This window comes from Nocardiopsis sediminis (genome assembly GCF_042650565.1).
In the GTDB taxonomy this organism is placed as follows: domain Bacteria; phylum Actinomycetota; class Actinomycetes; order Streptosporangiales; family Streptosporangiaceae; genus Nocardiopsis_B; species Nocardiopsis_B sediminis.
In genome coordinates this window covers 218,016-234,479 of the sequence record NZ_JBHSBH010000012.1, presented here as the reverse complement: position 1 = coordinate 234,479, position 16,464 = coordinate 218,016, and the positions used below count along the sequence as shown (strand labels likewise).

17 protein-coding genes and 1 tRNA gene are annotated in these 16,464 nt (G+C 73.3%); 10 read left to right on the top strand and 8 right to left on the bottom strand.

Annotated elements, in window-relative coordinates; all coding sequences use genetic code 11:
• Nucleotides 1–99 precede the first annotated feature (99 nt).
• Together ACFOVU_RS19145 and ACFOVU_RS19140 are read left to right on the top strand one after the other, a co-directional pair.
• Nucleotides 100–618 (top strand): SigE family RNA polymerase sigma factor, encoded by a 519-nt coding sequence (locus tag ACFOVU_RS19145; RefSeq protein WP_378535548.1) that lies wholly within the window; start codon nt 100–102, stop codon nt 616–618.
• Between the two features lie 52 nt (nt 619–670).
• Nucleotides 671–759, top strand: a tRNA-Ser gene (locus ACFOVU_RS19140).
• A 115-nt stretch (nt 760–874) separates the two neighbouring features.
• Here ACFOVU_RS19140 and ACFOVU_RS19135 read toward each other — a convergent pair.
• Together ACFOVU_RS19135 and ACFOVU_RS19130 are read right to left on the bottom strand one after the other, a co-directional pair.
• Entirely contained in the window at nt 875–1,252 is a 378-nt protein-coding gene (locus ACFOVU_RS19135) for a hypothetical protein (RefSeq protein ID WP_378535546.1), read from the bottom strand.
• A 277-nt stretch (nt 1,253–1,529) separates the two neighbouring features.
• Complete coding sequence (locus tag ACFOVU_RS19130; RefSeq protein ID WP_378535544.1) at nt 1,530–1,886, bottom strand: hypothetical protein; 357 nt, start codon at nt 1,884–1,886, stop codon at nt 1,530–1,532.
• A 380-nt stretch (nt 1,887–2,266) separates the two neighbouring features.
• On the opposite strand from ACFOVU_RS19130, the gene ACFOVU_RS19125 reads away from it, so the two are divergent.
• The 3 genes from ACFOVU_RS19125 to ACFOVU_RS19115 all read left to right on the top strand — a co-directional run bounded on the left by ACFOVU_RS19125 (nt 2,267) and on the right by ACFOVU_RS19115 (nt 4,414).
• Entirely contained in the window at nt 2,267–2,551 is a 285-nt protein-coding gene (locus tag ACFOVU_RS19125) for a PLD nuclease N-terminal domain-containing protein (protein WP_378535542.1), read from the top strand.
• 172 nt (nt 2,552–2,723) lie between these two features.
• Nucleotides 2,724–3,035, top strand: coding sequence for a hypothetical protein (locus ACFOVU_RS19120; protein ID WP_378535540.1), 312 nt, complete (start codon nt 2,724–2,726; stop codon nt 3,033–3,035).
• Nucleotides 3,032–4,414 (top strand): zeta toxin family protein, encoded by a 1,383-nt coding sequence (locus ACFOVU_RS19115; RefSeq protein WP_378535538.1) that lies wholly within the window; start codon nt 3,032–3,034, stop codon nt 4,412–4,414. The genes ACFOVU_RS19120 and ACFOVU_RS19115 overlap by 4 nt, the downstream gene beginning before the upstream one ends.
• Before the next feature lie 187 nt (nt 4,415–4,601).
• Here ACFOVU_RS19115 and ACFOVU_RS19110 read toward each other — a convergent pair whose 3' ends face one another.
• Both ACFOVU_RS19110 and ACFOVU_RS19105 read right to left on the bottom strand, forming a co-directional pair.
• Entirely contained in the window at nt 4,602–5,870 is a 1,269-nt protein-coding gene (locus tag ACFOVU_RS19110; RefSeq protein ID WP_378535536.1) for an alpha/beta hydrolase, read from the bottom strand.
• The gene (locus ACFOVU_RS19105) at nt 5,867–6,808 is read right to left on the bottom strand and encodes a LysR family transcriptional regulator (protein WP_378535535.1); all 942 of its coding nucleotides are present in this window, start codon (nt 6,806–6,808) and stop codon (nt 5,867–5,869) included. The genes ACFOVU_RS19110 and ACFOVU_RS19105 overlap by 4 nt, the downstream gene beginning before the upstream one ends.
• Before the next feature lie 171 nt (nt 6,809–6,979).
• Here ACFOVU_RS19105 and ACFOVU_RS19100 point away from each other — a divergent pair, with 171 nt between their 5' ends.
• The 4 genes from ACFOVU_RS19100 to ACFOVU_RS19085 all read left to right on the top strand — a co-directional run bounded on the left by ACFOVU_RS19100 (nt 6,980) and on the right by ACFOVU_RS19085 (nt 11,953).
• Nucleotides 6,980–8,380, top strand: coding sequence for a M20 family metallopeptidase (locus tag ACFOVU_RS19100; protein ID WP_378535533.1), 1,401 nt, complete (start codon nt 6,980–6,982; stop codon nt 8,378–8,380).
• Between the two features lie 105 nt (nt 8,381–8,485).
• Entirely contained in the window at nt 8,486–9,793 is a 1,308-nt protein-coding gene (locus ACFOVU_RS19095; RefSeq protein WP_378535531.1) for an MFS transporter, read from the top strand.
• A gap of 11 nt (nt 9,794–9,804) precedes the next feature.
• Entirely contained in the window at nt 9,805–10,689 is an 885-nt protein-coding gene (locus tag ACFOVU_RS19090; protein WP_378535529.1) for a tryptophan 2,3-dioxygenase, read from the top strand.
• A 37-nt stretch (nt 10,690–10,726) separates the two neighbouring features.
• On the top strand, nt 10,727–11,953 hold the full coding sequence (locus ACFOVU_RS19085) for a kynureninase (RefSeq protein ID WP_378535527.1): 1,227 nt from the start codon (nt 10,727–10,729) through the stop codon (nt 11,951–11,953).
• 97 nt (nt 11,954–12,050) lie between these two features.
• On the opposite strand, the gene ACFOVU_RS19080 is transcribed toward ACFOVU_RS19085, so the two are convergent.
• The 4 genes from ACFOVU_RS19080 to ACFOVU_RS19065 all read right to left on the bottom strand — a co-directional run bounded on the left by ACFOVU_RS19080 (nt 12,051) and on the right by ACFOVU_RS19065 (nt 15,775).
• Nucleotides 12,051–13,292 carry a nucleotide-binding protein gene (locus ACFOVU_RS19080; protein WP_449289737.1) on the bottom strand — a complete coding sequence of 414 codons (1,242 nt, stop codon included), beginning with the start codon at nt 13,290–13,292 and terminating at the stop codon, nt 12,051–12,053.
• Between the two features lie 485 nt (nt 13,293–13,777).
• Nucleotides 13,778–14,116 carry a histone-like nucleoid-structuring protein Lsr2 gene (locus tag ACFOVU_RS19075; protein ID WP_378535526.1) on the bottom strand — a complete coding sequence of 113 codons (339 nt, stop codon included), beginning with the start codon at nt 14,114–14,116 and terminating at the stop codon, nt 13,778–13,780.
• Nucleotides 14,117–14,414: 298 nt separating this feature from the next.
• A complete protein-coding gene (locus tag ACFOVU_RS19070; RefSeq protein ID WP_378535524.1) occupies nt 14,415–15,173 on the bottom strand; it encodes an ABC transporter permease in 759 nt (252 codons plus the stop codon).
• 29 nt (nt 15,174–15,202) lie between these two features.
• Entirely contained in the window at nt 15,203–15,775 is a 573-nt protein-coding gene (locus ACFOVU_RS19065) for a TetR/AcrR family transcriptional regulator (RefSeq protein ID WP_378535523.1), read from the bottom strand.
• 105 nt (nt 15,776–15,880) lie between these two features.
• On the opposite strand from ACFOVU_RS19065, the gene ACFOVU_RS19060 reads away from it, so the two are divergent.
• Nucleotides 15,881–16,459: a dihydrofolate reductase family protein gene (locus tag ACFOVU_RS19060; RefSeq protein WP_378535521.1), complete on the top strand. Its 579-nt coding sequence runs from the start codon at nt 15,881–15,883 to the stop codon at nt 16,457–16,459.
• Nucleotides 16,460–16,464 lie beyond the last annotated feature (5 nt).

Below are 16,464 nucleotides of genomic sequence, written 5' to 3'. Positions count from 1 at the left end.
TTACGCCCCGCGTGCAACAGTGAAGCCAGATACGGCTGTGATCGAGGGCACGTTCCGCAGTCCGCGCCGCCGCGCGGACGCATCCGGGTCGGTGATCATGTGGCGGACACAATCGGAGGGCCCCGGCACGAGGAGTTCTCGACCTACGTCGCCGCGCGCGGACCTGCGCTCCTGCGGATGGCACAGGGCATCACCGGCAACCGCTCCGACGCCGAAGACCTGCTCCAGGCCGCCCTGATCAAGACGTTCTTCGCCTGGGACCGCATCGCCAACCCCAAGGCCCGCGACGGCTACGTGCGGCGCGCGATGGTCAACACCCAGATCTCCGAGTGGCGCCGGCAGCGTCTCACCGTCCACCCCACCGACGACATCCCCGAGCAGCGGGTGGACGACCCCACCTGGAAGAGCGACCTCGCCGACGTCGTCCACCGCGCCGTCGACCGCCTCCCCGAGCGCCAGCGCACCACCGTCCTGCTGCGCTACTACGAGGACCTGACCGAGGCCCAGATCGCCGACCGCATGGGCGTCACGATCGGCACGGTCAAGAGCACCCTCTCCCGCGCAGTCGCCAAGCTCCGCCTCGACGCCGACCTCACCATCGAGCGCACCACCTCCTGACCCTCCTTCGTTTTGCACGCGCCCCCCTGGGCTGGGTACTCTTATCCAGCCAGGAGGATTCGCCTAGTCCGGTCTATGGCGCCGCACTGCTAATGCGGTTTCGGGGCAACTCGATCCGGGGTTCAAATCCCCGATCCTCCGCAGCTCAGAAGGGGTCTCGCGCAGCGCGCGAGACCCCTTTTCCTTGGTCCGATGGCAGTAGCGCCGGCAATCGCACCAAGGATCATGCCGTGTTGCCGTGCCGGTCCGTCCCGTTCTACTCGTCGGCCGGCTCGGTGGGTGCCGGTGCCTCGCAGTCGTCCGAGTTCTCCGGAAGCTCCGGCAGGGTGGGCACGCCGGGCGCGGGCTCGTCGCCGGGCTCTCCCGGCTCGACGGGCACGCCGGGCCCACCGGGAGCGGGCTCGATGGGGTCGCCGGGCGCGGGCTCGCCGGGGCCGATGGGCTCGGTCGGCCCGTCGACCGGGACGCCGGGCTCGCCGTCCGGAATCGCCGGGACGCCGGGCTCGCCGGACGGGATGCCGGGCGGGCAGTCCGGCACGTCCTCGGTGGTGGCGAACGCGGCGGCGCTGCCCGCGCCGAACATGATGCCCAGGCCGAGAACGACCGTGGCGACCCTGCGCATAGACCGTGACATGGGGGGCTCCTTCTCTGGGGTGGCTCGCCCGGCGGTCGCTCCGCCGGGGGCCACAGCAGCGGGCTGCGGCCGGGACCAATACAGCCAGATCGCGGTTATCGCCGGCGTCTCGCGATCTCCATATGCCGACCACATCCCCAAGGTCGAAACGGCACTCTCTCACTCATCGGACCGACGTCCGATGGACCGTGGGCCCGCGGGCCGGGGCGGTCCCGGCTCCGCGGGCCATAGGCGGGCGGCAGGTCCTCAAGGCAACCGCGGAGGTTGCCGAACCGCGCTACTCGATGGGTTCGACGGGCTGGCCGGGCTCAACGGGCTCGCCGGGCTCATCCGGCTCGACCGGCTCCCAGGGCTCACCCGGCTCGACCGGCTCCCAGGGCTCACCGGGCTCGACCGGCTCCCAGGGCTCACCGGGCTCGACCGGCTCCCAGGGCTCGCCGGGCTCGATCGGCTCCACGGGCCGAGGCTTCGAGGGCACGCCGGGCTCGGCCGGAACGTCGGGCACGCCGCCCGGAACACCCGGCGGGGTCTCCGGCACCTCCACGGTGTCGGCGAACGCCGCGGCGCTGCCCGCACCGAACATGATGCCCGCGCCGATGACGACCGTGGCGACTCTGCGCATGAACCGTGACATGGAGGGTTCCCTTCCTCAAGGGCTCGCCCCGGCGGCCGCTCCGCCGGGGCGGCCACAGCACGTCGCTGCGACCGGGACCAATACAGCCAGACCCACGGTTAGCCCGCGGTTACCACCGGCGCCTATTGATCTCCCCTATGCCGGCCACATCCCCACCGGTGGTTCACGGGCCACCGGGCGCCGTCGGCGCCACCTGCCGACCTGGACGCGAACCAGCCTCCGGCCTCCGATCGCCGACAACGCGGACGCCGCCCGGACCGACGATGGGCGGCGGCCGGAGGCGCACCACCGACTTCCGTCGTAATGGGAACTGGTTCCGCCGGGCGACGCGCGGTGCGGGGTCGGTTCCCTAGCGTTGGAGCAACGCCGAACCCGAACAGATGGGACCTCACACGATGCTCGCCCTCGACGGCCTTATCCCCGCCGAACTCTTCGACCCCCACGTTGCAGGCCTGGCCCTGATCGCTCTGATCGGCCTCTGCTTCGTCGCCTACGTCGTGTTCATCGTCGCCGCCTTCCTGAGCGCCCTGTTCTCCGAGCTGGAGTTCGGGATGAAGCTGGTGTGGGCCATCTTCATCATCTGCGCCCCGTTCCTCGGCGCCCTGTGCTGGTTCCTGATCGGCAAGCGCAACGCGACCGTCACCGCGGCACGGGCGCGGTGGTGACGCCGCACCGCCGACCGCGGCCCAGGGCCGCCCGGCCGCTTCCGCGGCCTCCGCGATACGCGCGGGTGCGGATGGGGGCGGGGGCCGGTACGGTTCGTCCGAGCCGTTTCGGCGGTGCCCGTTCGGACGATCCCGTTACGCCGCCGCCCCTATGTCGAGAGGGGTCCGCCCCATGCCCGGCGAACCGACCGCGTACGACGAGCCGCCGCTGTCGGCGTTCGGGTTGCCGGACCCCGGCGACCCCTACGCCGGGGTGGCGGACAGCGTCGTCCACGACGTCTTCCGCGACACCGCCGGCCTGCTGATCGGCGAGTACGCCCGCCTGGCGCTGGGCGCGGCCGGCGGCCCCGATCAGGAGCGGTGGCGCGCGCTGTCCGCCCGGGTCCATGACCGGCGCACCACCGTGCCGGCCGACGACCGGGCCGCGCTGCTCGGCCACATCGAGCGCTGGCGTGCCGAGCTCGCCGAACTTCGGGAGCGGTGACCGTGACCATGGCCCCCGCAGGCACGACCGCCGGTTCCCTCGACGACCTGGACCCCCTCGACTTCGCCCTCCCCGACGACGAGCTGCGGCGCATCTTCGCCGAGAAGGTGGTCCCCCTGCTGTTCGGGGGCAAGCGGCCCGACGCCGACGCCCCGGTGCTGTTGCTGGGCGGCGTACCCGGATCGGGCAAGAGCACGCTGTTCGGCAAGCTCCGGGAGCGCTACCCCTGCGACTTCGTGGTCCTGGACCGCGACTGGTTCCGCCAGTTCCAGGAGCACCCGCAGGCCAAGGAGTGGATCGCGAAGGACCCGCTGGCCATGCCCTACGTCACCGAGGAGGTGGCGGGCGCCCTGCTCAGGATGGCCGTCGACCACGCGCTGGAGCACGGCTACGGCCTGGTCGTGGAGAACTCCCTGCGCACCGGCTACCCGCTCGCGGTCGTCGACAAGGCCGCGGCGCACGGCCGCGCGGTGCACCTCGGCATCATGGCGGTCCCCCACTGGCAGAGCCGCCTCGACGCCACGACCCGCTTCCTGCTGCCCGGTCAGGCCGACGCCCGGTGGACCCAGCACGACTCGCACGAGAAGTGCATCCCCGAGGTCCCCAAGACGCTCGCGGAACTCGAGAAGCGCCCGAACGTCGGCCGCATCGACATCTCCGACCGCACGCGCTTCCCCTACAGCGCGGCACGCGGCCCCGACGGCGCCTGGCCCGGCGGCCCTGGGGCCGTCGCCGCCTATCAGGCGGCCGCCGGCCGGGAGCCCACCCCGCAGGAGGCGCGCGACTGGCTGAACCGGTACTGGACGAACACCGCCCTGGCCGTCGACCGCGGCCGACTCACCGCCACGACCCGGCCGCGGTTCGCCCTCCTGCACCGGGACGCCGACGCCCTCGCGCGCCGCGCCTACGGCGGGGAGCACGAGGCGCGCGCCCTGCGGCACCACCGCGCTGCACAGCGGGTCGCCGGCTACGTCCTTGAGGCGAGCGAGGCCGGGGTCCCGGCCCGGCTGCTGCCGGCCGCCCCGGCGCTTTTCCTCCGCGGCGATGAGGCCCTGGCCGGCTTGGCGGACGACCCGTCCCTCGACCCCGCGCTGCGCGCCGCCGCGATGCCCTACATCGTCCGCGAGCGGCTACGCCGCACCCAGATCACCCCCGAGCAGGCCCGGGTCGAAGAGTCCGTTCGCCGGGAGGCCACCGCCCACCTGCGCACGGCCGCCCAGACCGTCCGGTCCTTCGCCCGCACCGATTTTCCGCGGCCCGTCTCCGCGGCGGGCTCCCGGCCGGCGGCCGACCGCACGGCGGCGGCCCGGCAGGACCGGCAGGACCGGCGCCGGCAGCTCATGCGGCGCGGGCAGCCGGGGCGACGGCCCACCGCCTGACCGACCGGCCCGGCCGCACGCCGGGCCCCTTGCCTGCCCGCGCCCCCCGTTGCCGTGTCCGGCACCCGCGGCCCCTCGGGTCCGCGGGTCCGTCGGTCTGCGGAGGGCCCGGCGCGACGGACGTCCTTGCCACCCTCGTGCCCCACTGCCGTGTCCGGCACCCCGCCGCGCCGGGCCTTGGCACGCGTCAGCCGCCGGAGGCGGAAGGCGGCGCGATGGCCGCGCAGATCCGGTGCCAGACGGGGCTTGCCGGGTCGATCACGTCGAAGTGGTCTCCGGGCGCCTCGACGACGTCCACCCGGTCGGTCGTGGCGGACGCGCGTGCCGCGTGGGCGCGGCTGATCTCCAGGAGGGTGGGGTCGTCGCCGGTGCAGCAGACCACGAGCTGCGGGACGCCGAGCGGTAGGCGGTGGGTGGGCGACGAGGCGGCGTAGACCTCGGGGAGTTCGTCGTGGCGGCCGCCGATGGCGCTCGACACCGCGCCCTCGCTGAGCCACCGCCGGTCGCCCAGCGGCAGGTCGAGGACGCCGGCGAGCGAGACGGCCAGCGCCGGGCGGACCCGGGCCCGCGCCCGTGCTCCCCGGTGCGGCGAACCGACGGGGGCACCGGCCGCGGTGGCCCCGGTGGTACCGACGGCGGGCGCCGCGTCCCCGGCGGCGCGGGACGCCCCGGCGGCCTCCGACCCCGCGACGGTGTCGCCCGCCGCATCCGCCGCCGCCCGCAGGGCGAGCTGGCCGCCGGCCGAGTGGCCGAGGACGACGACCCGATCGAGGTCGAGCCGGTGCGCCCCCGGGACCGAGGCGACCGCGGACAGCGCGGCGGCCACATCGGACGTCGTGGCGGTCCACCCGTGCTCATCGGGGCGGCGGTACTCGATGTTCCAGGTGGCGTGGCCCCGGGCCGTGAGGTCGGTCGCCGCGGCGTCCATCAGGTCGGCGCCCCACCGCGACCGCCAGTACCCGCCGTGGATCAGCACTGCGACGGGGAACGGCCCGTCGCCGGCCGGGACGCGCAGCTCCGCGCGCTGGTCGGGGTGGCCGCCGTAGGCGTGGACCGCAGCGGGGTGGAAGCGGCGGTGGTACCAGCTGTCGACGGCGAAGCGCAGGCCGTCGGGCCCGCGGCCGCGGATGTGCACCGCGACCTCGGGGGACGGGTCGGGCGGGCACGGCCCGAAGTCGACCCGGATCACATCGGCGCCCCACTGCGGCGGCGCGCCCTCGGGGCCGGGGACCGCGATCACCTCGGTTTCGCCGCCGGCACCGGCCGACCGGACGAGGCGGTGCATCTCCTCCGCCGAAGCGGGGAAGGCCTGCTCCCCCGCGAGGCCGCGGGCGCGCAGGGCGCGCTCGGTGATCTCCCGCGCGGCCTGCGGGTGGGCGAGCGCGTCCGGCGCTATGACGACGAGCGGCCCGTCGCCGCGCCGAGGGGCGGGGGCGGGAGTGGGGTCGGGGTTCACGGCCGGTGCTCCTGTCGCCGGGAGGGGGTCGCGGCGGGGCCGTCCGCCGACGGCAGCTCCGCGATCAGGACGTTGACGAAGTCGGGGATCAGCGGGTCGTGGCGGCGGCCGGTCATGGTCTGGATCTGGGCGTGGCGCTGCTCGAAGATGGGGTGGTCCAGCCGGACGTGCACGACGCCCTCGACCGGCCGGTTGCGGGCGCCGAGCTCGCTGCTGATCGCCACCCCGCCGCCGGACCTGGCGAACTCGTAGACCGCCGCGGCCCGGTCGCATTCGAGAACGGTGTGGAAGTCCAGCCGCTCGATCCGCGCGGCGGCGTCGAACAGCTCCCGCTGGCTCGCCCCCTCGGCCGAGAGCGCGAGCGGGTACGCGCAGAGTTCGGCGAGGCCGACCTGCGGCCGTCCCGCCAGCGGGTGGCCGGGCGGCACCAGCGCGTAGACCGGCATGACGGCCGAGTACTCGACACGGACCCGGCTCTGGTCGCCGATCGCATAGGTGGCGGCGATGTCGGCCGATCCCTCGGCCACGCGGCGGGTCGCCTCCTCGCGGCCCACCACGTCCAGCCGGAAGCCGATCGTGCCGTGGGTCCGGCGCAGCTTGGCCATGGCGTGGGGGACCACGCGGTAGGCGAACCCCTCGGTGCACGCCACGGTGATGGTGCGCGGCTCCGTTGTGTCGATGCCGCGCATCTCGGCGAGCAGCACCGCGGTCTCCATCTCATTGCGCCGGACGTGCACGAGCAGCCGGTGCCCGGCCTCGGTGAGCGTCATGCCGCGGGTATGGCGCTCGAAGAGGGCGACGCCGATCTCCGCCTCCAGCTTCGCGATCTGCCGGCTGATGGCCGAGGGGGCGATGTGGTGGGCGGCGGCCGCCTCGGTGATCGACCCCGTGTGGGCGACCTCGCGGAAGTAGGCCAGGGCGGGGGTCGTCAGCGGCACGGCCGCCCCCCGCGCGGCGACGGGCGGGGGACGCCCCCGGTACTCCCCGGCACCGCGTGACTTCGCTTTGCCTTTACGGCAACGCAGGCGGCGAAAATCGGCATTGGTCCCGCCCCGACCGGTGGGGTTAGTCTCATGCGACAAATGTAGCCGCACCCGGAAGCGACGCACATGGATCGCAGCAGCGCCATCACGAAGGCCAGGGACTTCTTCGATTCGGGCCGGTTCTTCACCGAGCTGTCGGAGCTCGTCGCGCGCCCGACCGAGAGTCAGCGGCCCGAGCGGAGCGTTGCGCTTGAGGCATACCTGACCGACGCGCTGGACCCGATCCTCGGCGAACTCGGCTGCACGGTCACCGTCGCCCCCAACCCGGTCGACGGCGGCGGCCCGTTCCTCGTCGCCGCCCGGATCGAGGACGCCGCCCTGCCGACCGTCCTCCTCTACGGCCACGCCGACGTCGTCGACGGCCAGGAGGGGCGGTGGAGCGAGGGGCGCGACCCCTGGACGCTGACGGCCGACGGCGACCGCTGGTACGGCCGCGGCGCGGCCGATAACAAGGGCCAGCACCTCGTGAACCTCGCCGCGCTGCGCATCGTCCTCGCCGAACGCGGGCGGCTGGGCTTCAACCTGAAGATCCTGATCGAGACGGGCGAGGAGACCGGCTCCCCCGGGCTCGCGGAGTTCGCCCGCGCGCACCGCGAGGAGCTGCGCGCCGACGTGCTCATCGCCTCCGACGGCCCCCGTCTCGACGCGTCGACGCCGACGCTGTTCCTCGGCGCCCGCGGCGGCGCCACCATCGAGCTCGAGGCCGACCTGCGGCCCTCCGCCTACCACTCGGGCAACTGGGGCGGGCTGCTGCGCAACCCCGCCACCACCCTGGCCGGCGCCATCGGCACCCTGGTCGACGGGCACGGCGTCATCACCTGCCCCGCTCTGCTGCCCGCGGAGCTGCCCACCTCCGTCCGCGCGGCCCTCGCCGACGTGCGCGTCGCCCGTTCGGCCGGCGACCCGGTGCCCGACGCGGGCTGGGGCGACACCTCCCTGACCGCGGCCGAGCGCGTGTTCGGGTGGAACACCCTGGAGGTCCTCGCGCTGGACGCGGGCGACGCCGGCAACCCGGTCAACGCGATCCCGGGCCGCGCCCGCGCGGTGGTGCAGCTGCGGTTCGTCGTCGGCACCGACCTCGACGGGCTCGCCGGCGCCCTGCGCGCCCACCTGGACGCCGCCGGCTACCCCATGGTCGACGCGCGCATCACCCAGTCCTTCCCCGCGAGCCGGACCGACCCCGCCGACCCGTGGGTGCGCTGGGCGGCCGCGTCGGTGGAGCGCACCACGGGCGAGGGGACGGCGGTGGTCCTGCCCAACATCGGGGGCTCGCTGCCCAACCACGTCTTCACCGGCATCCTCGGCCTGCCAACGGTCTGGCTGCCGCACTCCTACCCCGGCTGCCTCCAGCACGCCCCCGACGAGCACCTGCACGCCGGTGTCGCCCGGCAGGGCCTGGAGATCGCCACCGGTCTCTTCCACGACCTCGGCGCCACGGACGCCGCCCACCCGCACCCGCTGCGCTGACGCAGAAGGCGCCCCGCCCCGGAGACCGTCCCCCGCCCCCGGCCGCACCGCCGGAGCCCCGCCACCCATCCCCGACGCGCTCGGACCGCCGACCTGGAGAGTCCCATGCCGACAACCCCGCACACCGACTCCGCGCCGCCGCCGGGCGGCCCGGCCCCCGGTGCCCCGAGGACGATGCCCGCGCGCGTCGTCGTGGCGGCCACCATCGGCAACACCCTGGAATGGTTCGACATCGCGATCTACGCGCTGTTCGCCATCTACATCGGGCACAACTTCTTCCCCGCCGACGACCCGGGCGTTGAGCTGGTGCAGGCGTTCGGCGTGTTCGGCGTCTCCTACCTGATCCGCCCGCTCGGCGGTCTGGTGCTGGGCTCCTACGCCGACCGCCGGGGGCGCAAGAAGGGGCTGGTCCTGACCATCCGGCTGATGGTCCTGGGCACGGCCATTATCGCCTTCATGCCGGGCTACGACACCATCGGCCTGGCCGCCCCGCTGGGCATCATCGCGGCCCGCCTCATCCAGGGCTTCGCCGCCGGGGGCGAGTTCGGCGCCGCCACGTCGCTGCTCGTGGAGCAGAACGGCGCGCGCCGCGGCTTCCTCGGCAGCTTCCAGTTCGCCAGCCAGGGGCTGGCGACCCTGTTGGCGGCCGGGTTCGCGGCCGTTCTCACCGGGGTGCTGGCGGAGCCGGCCATGATGGCGTGGGGGTGGCGGGTCCCGTTCGTGTTCGGCCTGCTCGTGGGGCCGGTGGGCTACGTCATCCGCCGCTACACCGACGAGTCCCCCGCGATGGCCGCGCGCCCGGAGGAGAAGGGCTCCCCGATCGGCGGGCTGTTCCGCCGCCAGTGGGCCGGGCTGCTGCTGGCCGGCGGCGTGCTCGTGGTCTCGACCGCGCTCAACTTCATCCTCCAGTACCTGCCGACGTTCGGCATCAGCGAGCTGGGCCTGGCGCCGTCGCTGTCGTACTGGGCGCTGGCGATCACCGGCGCCATCCTCACGTTCGTCACCCCGTTCGTCGGGCAGGCCTCCGACCGCTTCGGCCGGGTCCGGATCATGCTGCCCTCAGCCGTCCTGATCGGGCTCTCCGTGGTCCCGCTGTTCATGTGGCTGATCGCGGCCCCGTCCTTCGCCACGCTGGCGATCGTCATGACCATCCTCGGCCTGCTGAAGGCGCTCTACTTCGGCGCCCTGCCGTCGGTGATGGCCGACATGTTCCCGGTGGAGTCGCGGGCCACGGGCCTGTCGTTCAGCTACAACACGACGGTGGCGGCCTTCGGCGGGTTCACCCCGACGATCGCCTCCGCCCTCATCGCAACGACCGGCCAGCAGGTATCGCCGGGCTACTACCTGTTCGCCGTCTCGTTCGTGAGCATCGCCGCGCTGCTGGGCGCCGTGCGGTGGCACGGGCTCAGGTGACCCCGCGGCCGATGGACACGACCGGAGAGGAAGGCACGGCCATGGACGTCGAGGCGAACACCCGCCCCCTGGAGAAGGAGATCGTCACCGACTTCCGCGCCCGGCAGAGCTACGGCTCCTACCTGGCGCTCGACACCCTGCTCGACTGCCAGAAACCCGTCAGCAGCCCCGAGCACCACGACGAGATGCTGTTCATCGTCCAGCACCAGACCACCGAGCTCTGGCTCAAGCTGGTCCTGCACGAGACCCTCGCCGCGCGCGCCGCCTTCGACGACGATGACATGGGCAAGGCGCTCAAGTGCCTGGCGCGCGTCAAGCACATCCAGAAGACCCTGACCGAGCAGTGGTCCGTTCTGGCGACGCTGACCCCCACCGAGTACGCGGAGTTCCGCGGGTTCCTCGGCAGCTCCTCGGGGTTCCAGTCGTATCAGTACCGGGCCGTGGAGTTCCTGCTCGGCAACAAGAACGCCGGCATCCTGCCGGTGTTCGACGCCGACCCGGCGGCGCGGCGCCTGCTGGGCGCGCTGCTGGACGAGCCGAGCCTCTACGACGCGTTCTGGCGCTGCCTGGCGCGCCGCGGCTACGATGTGCCGGCGTCGGCGCTGGAGCGCGACGTCACGCGGGCCTACGTCGCCAACCCCGAGCTCATCGACCTCATCGCCCACGTCTACCGGAACTCGGCCGAGAACTGGGACGCCTACGAGGCGTTCGAGGAGCTGGTCGACCTCGAGGAGAACTTCCAGCTCTGGCGGTTCCGGCACATGCGCACGGTCGCCCGCACGATCGGCATGAAGACGGGCACCGGCGGCTCCAGCGGGGTCGGGTTCCTGCGCCGGGCCCTCGACCTGACGTTCTTCCCCGAGCTGCTGGAGGTCCGCACGGTGATCGGCACGTGAGCGCGCACGCGATCCGAGAAGGCAGGGAGACGACGCCATGACGTCCGACGCAGAGTTCGCGGCCCGCGCAGCCGAGCTGGACCGCGCCGACCCTCTGGGGGCCCACCGCGACCTGTTCCTCCGGGCCCCTGATGTGGTCGCCTATCTCGACGGCAACTCGCTGGGGCGCCCGCTCACGGCGAGCGCCGAGCGGGTCGACGACCTGATCCGCGGCGCCTGGGGGTCGCGCCTCATCCGCTCCTGGGACGAGGGGTGGTTCGACCTGCCGCTCACCATCGGCGACCGGCTGGGCGCCGCCGCGCTGGGCGCGGCGCCCGGCCAGACGGTCATCGGCGACTCCACGACCGTGCTGCTGTACAAGCTCGTGCGGGGCGCGGTGGCCCTGCGCCCCGGCCGGACCGAGATCGTCATCGACCGCGACAACTTCCCGACCGACCGCTACGTGGTCGAGGGCATCGCCGCCGAGCTGGGGCTCACCCTCCGCTGGATCGAGCCCGACCCCCGCAGCGGGGTCACCCCCGGCGACGTGCGCGCCGCGGTGTCGGAGCGCACGGCGGTCGTGGTGCTCAGCCATGTGGCCTACCGCTCCGGCCACCTGCTCGAGGTTCCCCCGATCGCCGAAGCCGTGCACGGCGCGGGCGCACTGCTCCTGCTCGACCTGTGCCACTCGGCGGGGGCCGTGCCGGTCGACCTCGACGGGTGGGGCGTCGACCTCGCGGCCGGCTGCACCTACAAGTACCTCAACGGCGGGCCGGGCTCCCCCGCGTTCGGCTACGTGCGCGCCCTGCACCTGGCGGCCTTCCGCCAGCCCATCTGGGGATGGATGGGCGGCGACAACGCGTTCGCCATGGCCCAGGGGTACACACCGGCGCAGGGGATCCGCCGGCTGATCAGCGGTACGCCCCCGGTGCTGGGGATGGCCGCGGTGCAGGACACCGTCGCCCTCATCGAGCAGGTGGGCATGGCGGCGATCCGCGCGAAGTCGGTGGCGCTCACCGGGTTCGCCGTCGAACTGGTCGACGCCTGGCTGCTGAAGCACGGGGTGGTGCTCGGCTCCCCGGCGCAGGCCGAGCGCCGCGGCGGCCACGTCACGATCGACCACCCGGCGTTCCAGGAAATGACGCAGAGGCTGTGGGCGCGGGGGGTCATCCCCGACTTCCGTCCGCCCGAGGGCCTGCGCTTGGGCCTGAGCCCGCTGAGCACCTCGTTCGACGAGGTCCGCATCGGCGCGGCGGCGATCCGCGACGAGCTCGACCGCCTCTGACCGGCACCGACGGGGCAACCCAGGAAAGGAATGTCAGGCGCCCGACCGCATCCAGCCCGACCTGGAGGCCCTGGCCTGACCCGCGCGGGTCGGCCGGTCAGGCGTGCGCGGCCCCCGGATCGGGCACGGTCCGGCTCCGGGGCGGATCGGCGAAGGCGCCGGCGACCGTGGCGGCGAGCTCCAGGTAGGCCTGCCGGGTCGCGGGGGCGAGTTCGTCGAGTTCGACCTCGGCGCCCTCTTCCAGGTGGGGGTCCCACGGGACCCGCACCACCGCGCGGCAGCGGCCCGCGAAGTGCTGCTCCAGGCGCTCGACGTTCACCGCGCTCTTGCCCTTGGTCTGGACCATCGACAGCACCACCACCGCGCGCCGCGCGAGGTGCGCGTAGTCGTGTGCCTCCAGCCAGTCCAGGGTGGCCGAGGCGCTGCGGGCGCCGTCGACCGAGGGGGTGGAGACCAGCACGATCTGGTCGGCCAGGCCGAGCACGCCGTTCATGGCCGAGTGCAGCATGCCGGTGCCGCAGTCGGTGAGGGTGATCGAGTAGAAGTGCTCCAGGAGGCGGGCGACCTCGCGGTAGTCGGTCTCGCTGAACGCCTCGGACACCGCGGGGTCGCGGTCGGAGGCCAGTACCTCCAGCCGCGAGGCGGCCTGTGAGGTGAAGCCGCGGATGTCGGCGTAGCGCCGGATGAGGTCCTTCTCGTTGAGGAGGTCGCGGATGGTGGCCGCGGTCTCCTGGCGGACCTTGTCGGAGAGCGTGCCGCGGTCGGGGTTGGCGTCGACCGCCAGCACGCGGTCGCCCCGCAGTGAGGCCAGGGTGGAGCCGAGCGCCACGGTGGTGGTGGTCTTGCCGACCCCGCCCTTGAGGCTGAGCACGGCCACCCGGTGATGCCCGCCGGCCAGCGGCATCTTCACCGTGGCCACGAGGTCGCGGCGGCGCAGCTCCGCGGGGGACTCCCCGGGGTGGACCAGCCCGAACGTGGCCGCGTGCACCGCACGCCGCCATCCGCCCGCGGGCGGTCTGCGCTTGGACCGCACGAGGGCGTCGGCCCCCAGGGGCAGCGCATGCGGCGGGGACTGGGGGTGGCCGGCTCCGGGTGCGGGGACGGCCGGCGCGGGATCGGTGCCGGCGGCGGGCTGCGGGACCGCCGCGGTCACCGTGGACGGGAGCAGGTCGGGCAGCGGTTCGGGTTCGCCGGGGTCGTCCTGCGGCCCGGGAACGGGCTCGGCGTTCATGGCCCGGTCGAAGGTCGCGGTCAGATCGTCCGCGCCCGGGGTGTCGATGCCGGCCGCAGAGGGCTCCGGCCGGTCGTCGTCCCTCTCCCGCGTTGCGCCTTCTGCCATTGACGTCCACTTTCACTCAGAGGGTAACGGGGCACCGCCCGGCCGGGGTCCGGATCCGCGGCCGCCCGGCGAGCGGAACCCGCGCCGGGCGGGCGTATCGCCCGCACGCGCGTGCGTTTCCCCAAACGTACATCTCCGGCACGCGGCGCTCCACGGCAAGGCCCGTTTTCCACAGGGGTTCCGCAGGGCTTCCACAGGGGTTCCGCACGGTCACCGGCGCGGCGCGCGCTGTGGGCCGAGTCCGGCGGTAAACCCGGACGCGACGGCACGCCTTGCGGCAATGTCCCCGATTTCCGGGAAAACGTGAGGGGTACCCGGATCACCGTTCGCGATAGGGGCGGGATAGGGGGTGGCGTGCGCGTCAGGCGTGCGCCGCGGGCGGGTATCGGCGGCTTTCGCCGATGTATCGGACTCCGATCGGAAAAGAAAACGAGGAGGCAGTGGCCCGAAGGCCGCTGCCTCTCTCGGCTCACTCCGGCGGGCGATCAGCGCTTGCGTGCGTAGAACTCGTCGACGATCGCCTGCGGGATACGCCCGCGCTCGCTGACGTCCTTACCGTGTTCCTTCGCCCACGCGCGGATCTCGGCACTGCGCTCGCGGTTGGGCGCCGTGCGCTGCTTCGCGGCACGTGCCCCGCGCCCCTGCTTGGGCGGGGCCTTGCGCGCGGCCTTAAGGAAAGGCGCGACCGCCTCGCGCAACTGCTTGGCGTGCACACCGCTCAAGTCGATCTCATAGTTGGTTCCATCGACCGAGAACGACACGGTTTCCTCGGCCTCGCCGCCGTCGACATCGTCGACGAGGAGCACCTGAACTTTTTGCGCCATAATGCGGACCTCCTTCTCCTCATGAGAATGCCATGCAGTTGAACATTAATCCATCACACTTTGGTGATGGCACGGTGCACACACGGCCCACCGGCGGTGTTTCATCTCACTGACGCGCGGCGTTGCGTGTCGGCGGCGCCGTTCGGGTAAGGCCCTACCCGTGTTCTCCGCATTGCACCGTCGAACACCACGGAGAATCCCACTGCGCGCCGCTGTCCGGTAACGGGTCGAGGGGCTTCCGTTCATTCGGCGGCGGATCCCGAGGGGAATTCGCCGCACTCCGCCGTGTCGTCCGCCGTCAGCGCGGGCCGGAGGCGGACGGGAAGGCGCCGCGGACGACCAGTTCGAGGACGATCACGATGGCCGCGCTCTCCACCAGGAGCAGCGCCGCCAGGACGAAGAGCTGGACCGCGCCGGCCTCGAACGGGGTGGCCCCGCCCAGCAGCATGCCGACGAACGCTCCCGGCAGGGTGACCAGGCCGACCGTGCGGGTCTGGTCGAGCGCGGGGAGCAGCGCCGCGGCGGCGGCCGGGCGGCCGATCTCGATGGCCGCCTCCCTCGGGAGCAGGCCCAGGGACAGCGCGGCTTCGACCTCCCCCCTGCGCGCGCCCAGCTCTTCGGTCACCCGGCGGCCGGCGAGGACGGTCGCGGTGAGCGCGCCGCCGATGAGGATCCCCGACAGCGGGATGAGGGCGGCGCCGGTGCGCGGCGCCAGCCCCGCCGCCACCAGGACGCCCACAACGGGCAGGACGGGCACGCAGATCGGGAGCAGCGCCCACGCACCGCTCCACCCCGGCGTGATGCGCCGCCCGGCGGTCAGCGACGCCACCGCGAGCATGACGGCGATGAACCCCAGGGTCAGCGGGCCGGAGGAGAGGACCGCGGCGATGATCAGCGACACCGCGCCCAGCTGGAGGACCGCCCGGCCGCCGGCGCGCAGCACCGCGGCCCCGTGCCCCAGGCCCGCGGCGGCGCACACACCGGCGGCGGCCACGACCGCCGCCGCGATCGCCGCGCCCAGCGCGGGCCCGACGGCCAGCAGTTCACCGGAGCCCATCGCGTCCCCCAGCGGTCGGAGTGCCCCGCTCAGCCGGCGGGCAGGACCCGGTCTACCAGCTCGTCGACCAGCTCGTGGATCCGGTCCTCGGGATAGACGCCGGGCAGGGTCAGCCGCTCCGTGATCAGCTGGTTCAGCGCCAGGATGAGCGCGACGACGGAGGTGGTGTCGCCGGGGAGGCCGGATTCCAGGTGGAAGCCGATGTTGGCCTCGACGTCGGCGCGGATCGTGCGGGTGAGGACGTCGCGCAGCGCGGGACGGCGGGTGGCCTCCAGGCGAAGTTCGAGCAGGGCGAGGTAGCCCGACCGGAACTCGGTGATCCGGTCGACCAGATCGCGCATGAGTGCGGCGAGGCGGGCGCGGTCCCGCGGTCCTTCGAGCGCCTCGGCGACGGAGGCGGATGCGGCCATGCGCTCGTAGAAGCGCCCGCCGATCTGGGTGAGCAGGTCGTCGCGGTTGGCGAAGTAGTTCGAGGCCGTGCCCTTGGGGACGTCCGCCTCGGCGTCGACGGCGCGGAAGGTCAGGCCGCGCATGCCCTCGCGTGCGAGGACTTCGATGGCCGCGTCGACGAGCGCCGCGCGCCGTTCCGGGTTCTGCCGCATGCCGGTCTCCTGACTTCGCGATTGACACCACTACAAATGGAGTACTACATTCAAAGCACTTCATTCAGAGTACTATGCACTCACGCGGAGACCCCCGGAGGGCCCATGCGAAAGCTCGTCTACTACATCGCGACCACCATCGACGGCTTCATCGCCGGCCCCGATGGCTCCTTCGACTTCTTCCCGAACGACGACGTACCCGACGACCTCATGGAGTTCTTCAACGCCCGCTTCGCCGACACCATCCCCACGCATGCCCGCGCCCACCTGGGCATCGACCCGCCCCGGCAGCGCTTCGACACCGTGGTCATGGGGCGCGGCACCTACCAGCCCGGGCTGGACATCGGCGTCACCAGCCCCTACGCCCACCTGCGCCAGTACGTGGTGTCGGCGTCCCTGCCCGCGATCACCGACCCGGCGGTGGAGCAGGTCACCGGCGACCCGCTCGGCCTGGTCCGGCGACTCAAGGCCGAGGAGGGCGGCGACATCTGGCTGGCCGGCGGCGGCGTACTCGCGGGCCAACTGCTTCCCGAGATCGACGAGATCGTCGTGAAGCGCCACCCGGTGGCGATCGGGACGGGCATCCCGATGGTCGCGGGAGCGTTCGAACCACTCGCCTTCGAGGCGACCGAGCACCGTACCTTCGGCAACGGATCCTCGGTCGGCTTCTACACGCGCCGGTGACCCCG

Bases quoted from the DNA above. Each gene is read 5' to 3' on its own strand.
- ACFOVU_RS19060 (WP_378535521.1), top strand. From the start codon at position 15,881: ATGCGAAAGCTCGTCTACTACATCGCGACCACCATCGACGGCTTCATC.
- ACFOVU_RS19065 (WP_378535523.1), bottom strand. From the start codon at position 15,775: ATGCGGCAGAACCCGGAACGGCGCGCGGCGCTCGTCGACGCGGCCATC.
- ACFOVU_RS19070 (WP_378535524.1), bottom strand. From the start codon at position 15,173: ATGGGCTCCGGTGAACTGCTGGCCGTCGGGCCCGCGCTGGGCGCGGCG.
- ACFOVU_RS19075 (WP_378535526.1), bottom strand. From the start codon at position 14,116: ATGGCGCAAAAAGTTCAGGTGCTCCTCGTCGACGATGTCGACGGCGGC.
- ACFOVU_RS19125 (WP_378535542.1), top strand. From the start codon at position 2,267: ATGGGACCTCACACGATGCTCGCCCTCGACGGCCTTATCCCCGCCGAA.
- ACFOVU_RS19100 (WP_378535533.1), top strand. From the start codon at position 6,980: ATGGATCGCAGCAGCGCCATCACGAAGGCCAGGGACTTCTTCGATTCG.
- ACFOVU_RS19120 (WP_378535540.1), top strand. From the start codon at position 2,724: ATGCCCGGCGAACCGACCGCGTACGACGAGCCGCCGCTGTCGGCGTTC.
- ACFOVU_RS19135 (WP_378535546.1), bottom strand. From the start codon at position 1,252: ATGTCACGGTCTATGCGCAGGGTCGCCACGGTCGTTCTCGGCCTGGGC.
- ACFOVU_RS19130 (WP_378535544.1), bottom strand. From the start codon at position 1,886: ATGTCACGGTTCATGCGCAGAGTCGCCACGGTCGTCATCGGCGCGGGC.
- ACFOVU_RS19085 (WP_378535527.1), top strand. From the start codon at position 10,727: ATGACGTCCGACGCAGAGTTCGCGGCCCGCGCAGCCGAGCTGGACCGC.
- ACFOVU_RS19090 (WP_378535529.1), top strand. From the start codon at position 9,805: ATGGACACGACCGGAGAGGAAGGCACGGCCATGGACGTCGAGGCGAAC.
- ACFOVU_RS19080 (WP_449289737.1), bottom strand. From the start codon at position 13,292: ATGGCAGAAGGCGCAACGCGGGAGAGGGACGACGACCGGCCGGAGCCC.
- ACFOVU_RS19095 (WP_378535531.1), top strand. From the start codon at position 8,486: ATGCCGACAACCCCGCACACCGACTCCGCGCCGCCGCCGGGCGGCCCG.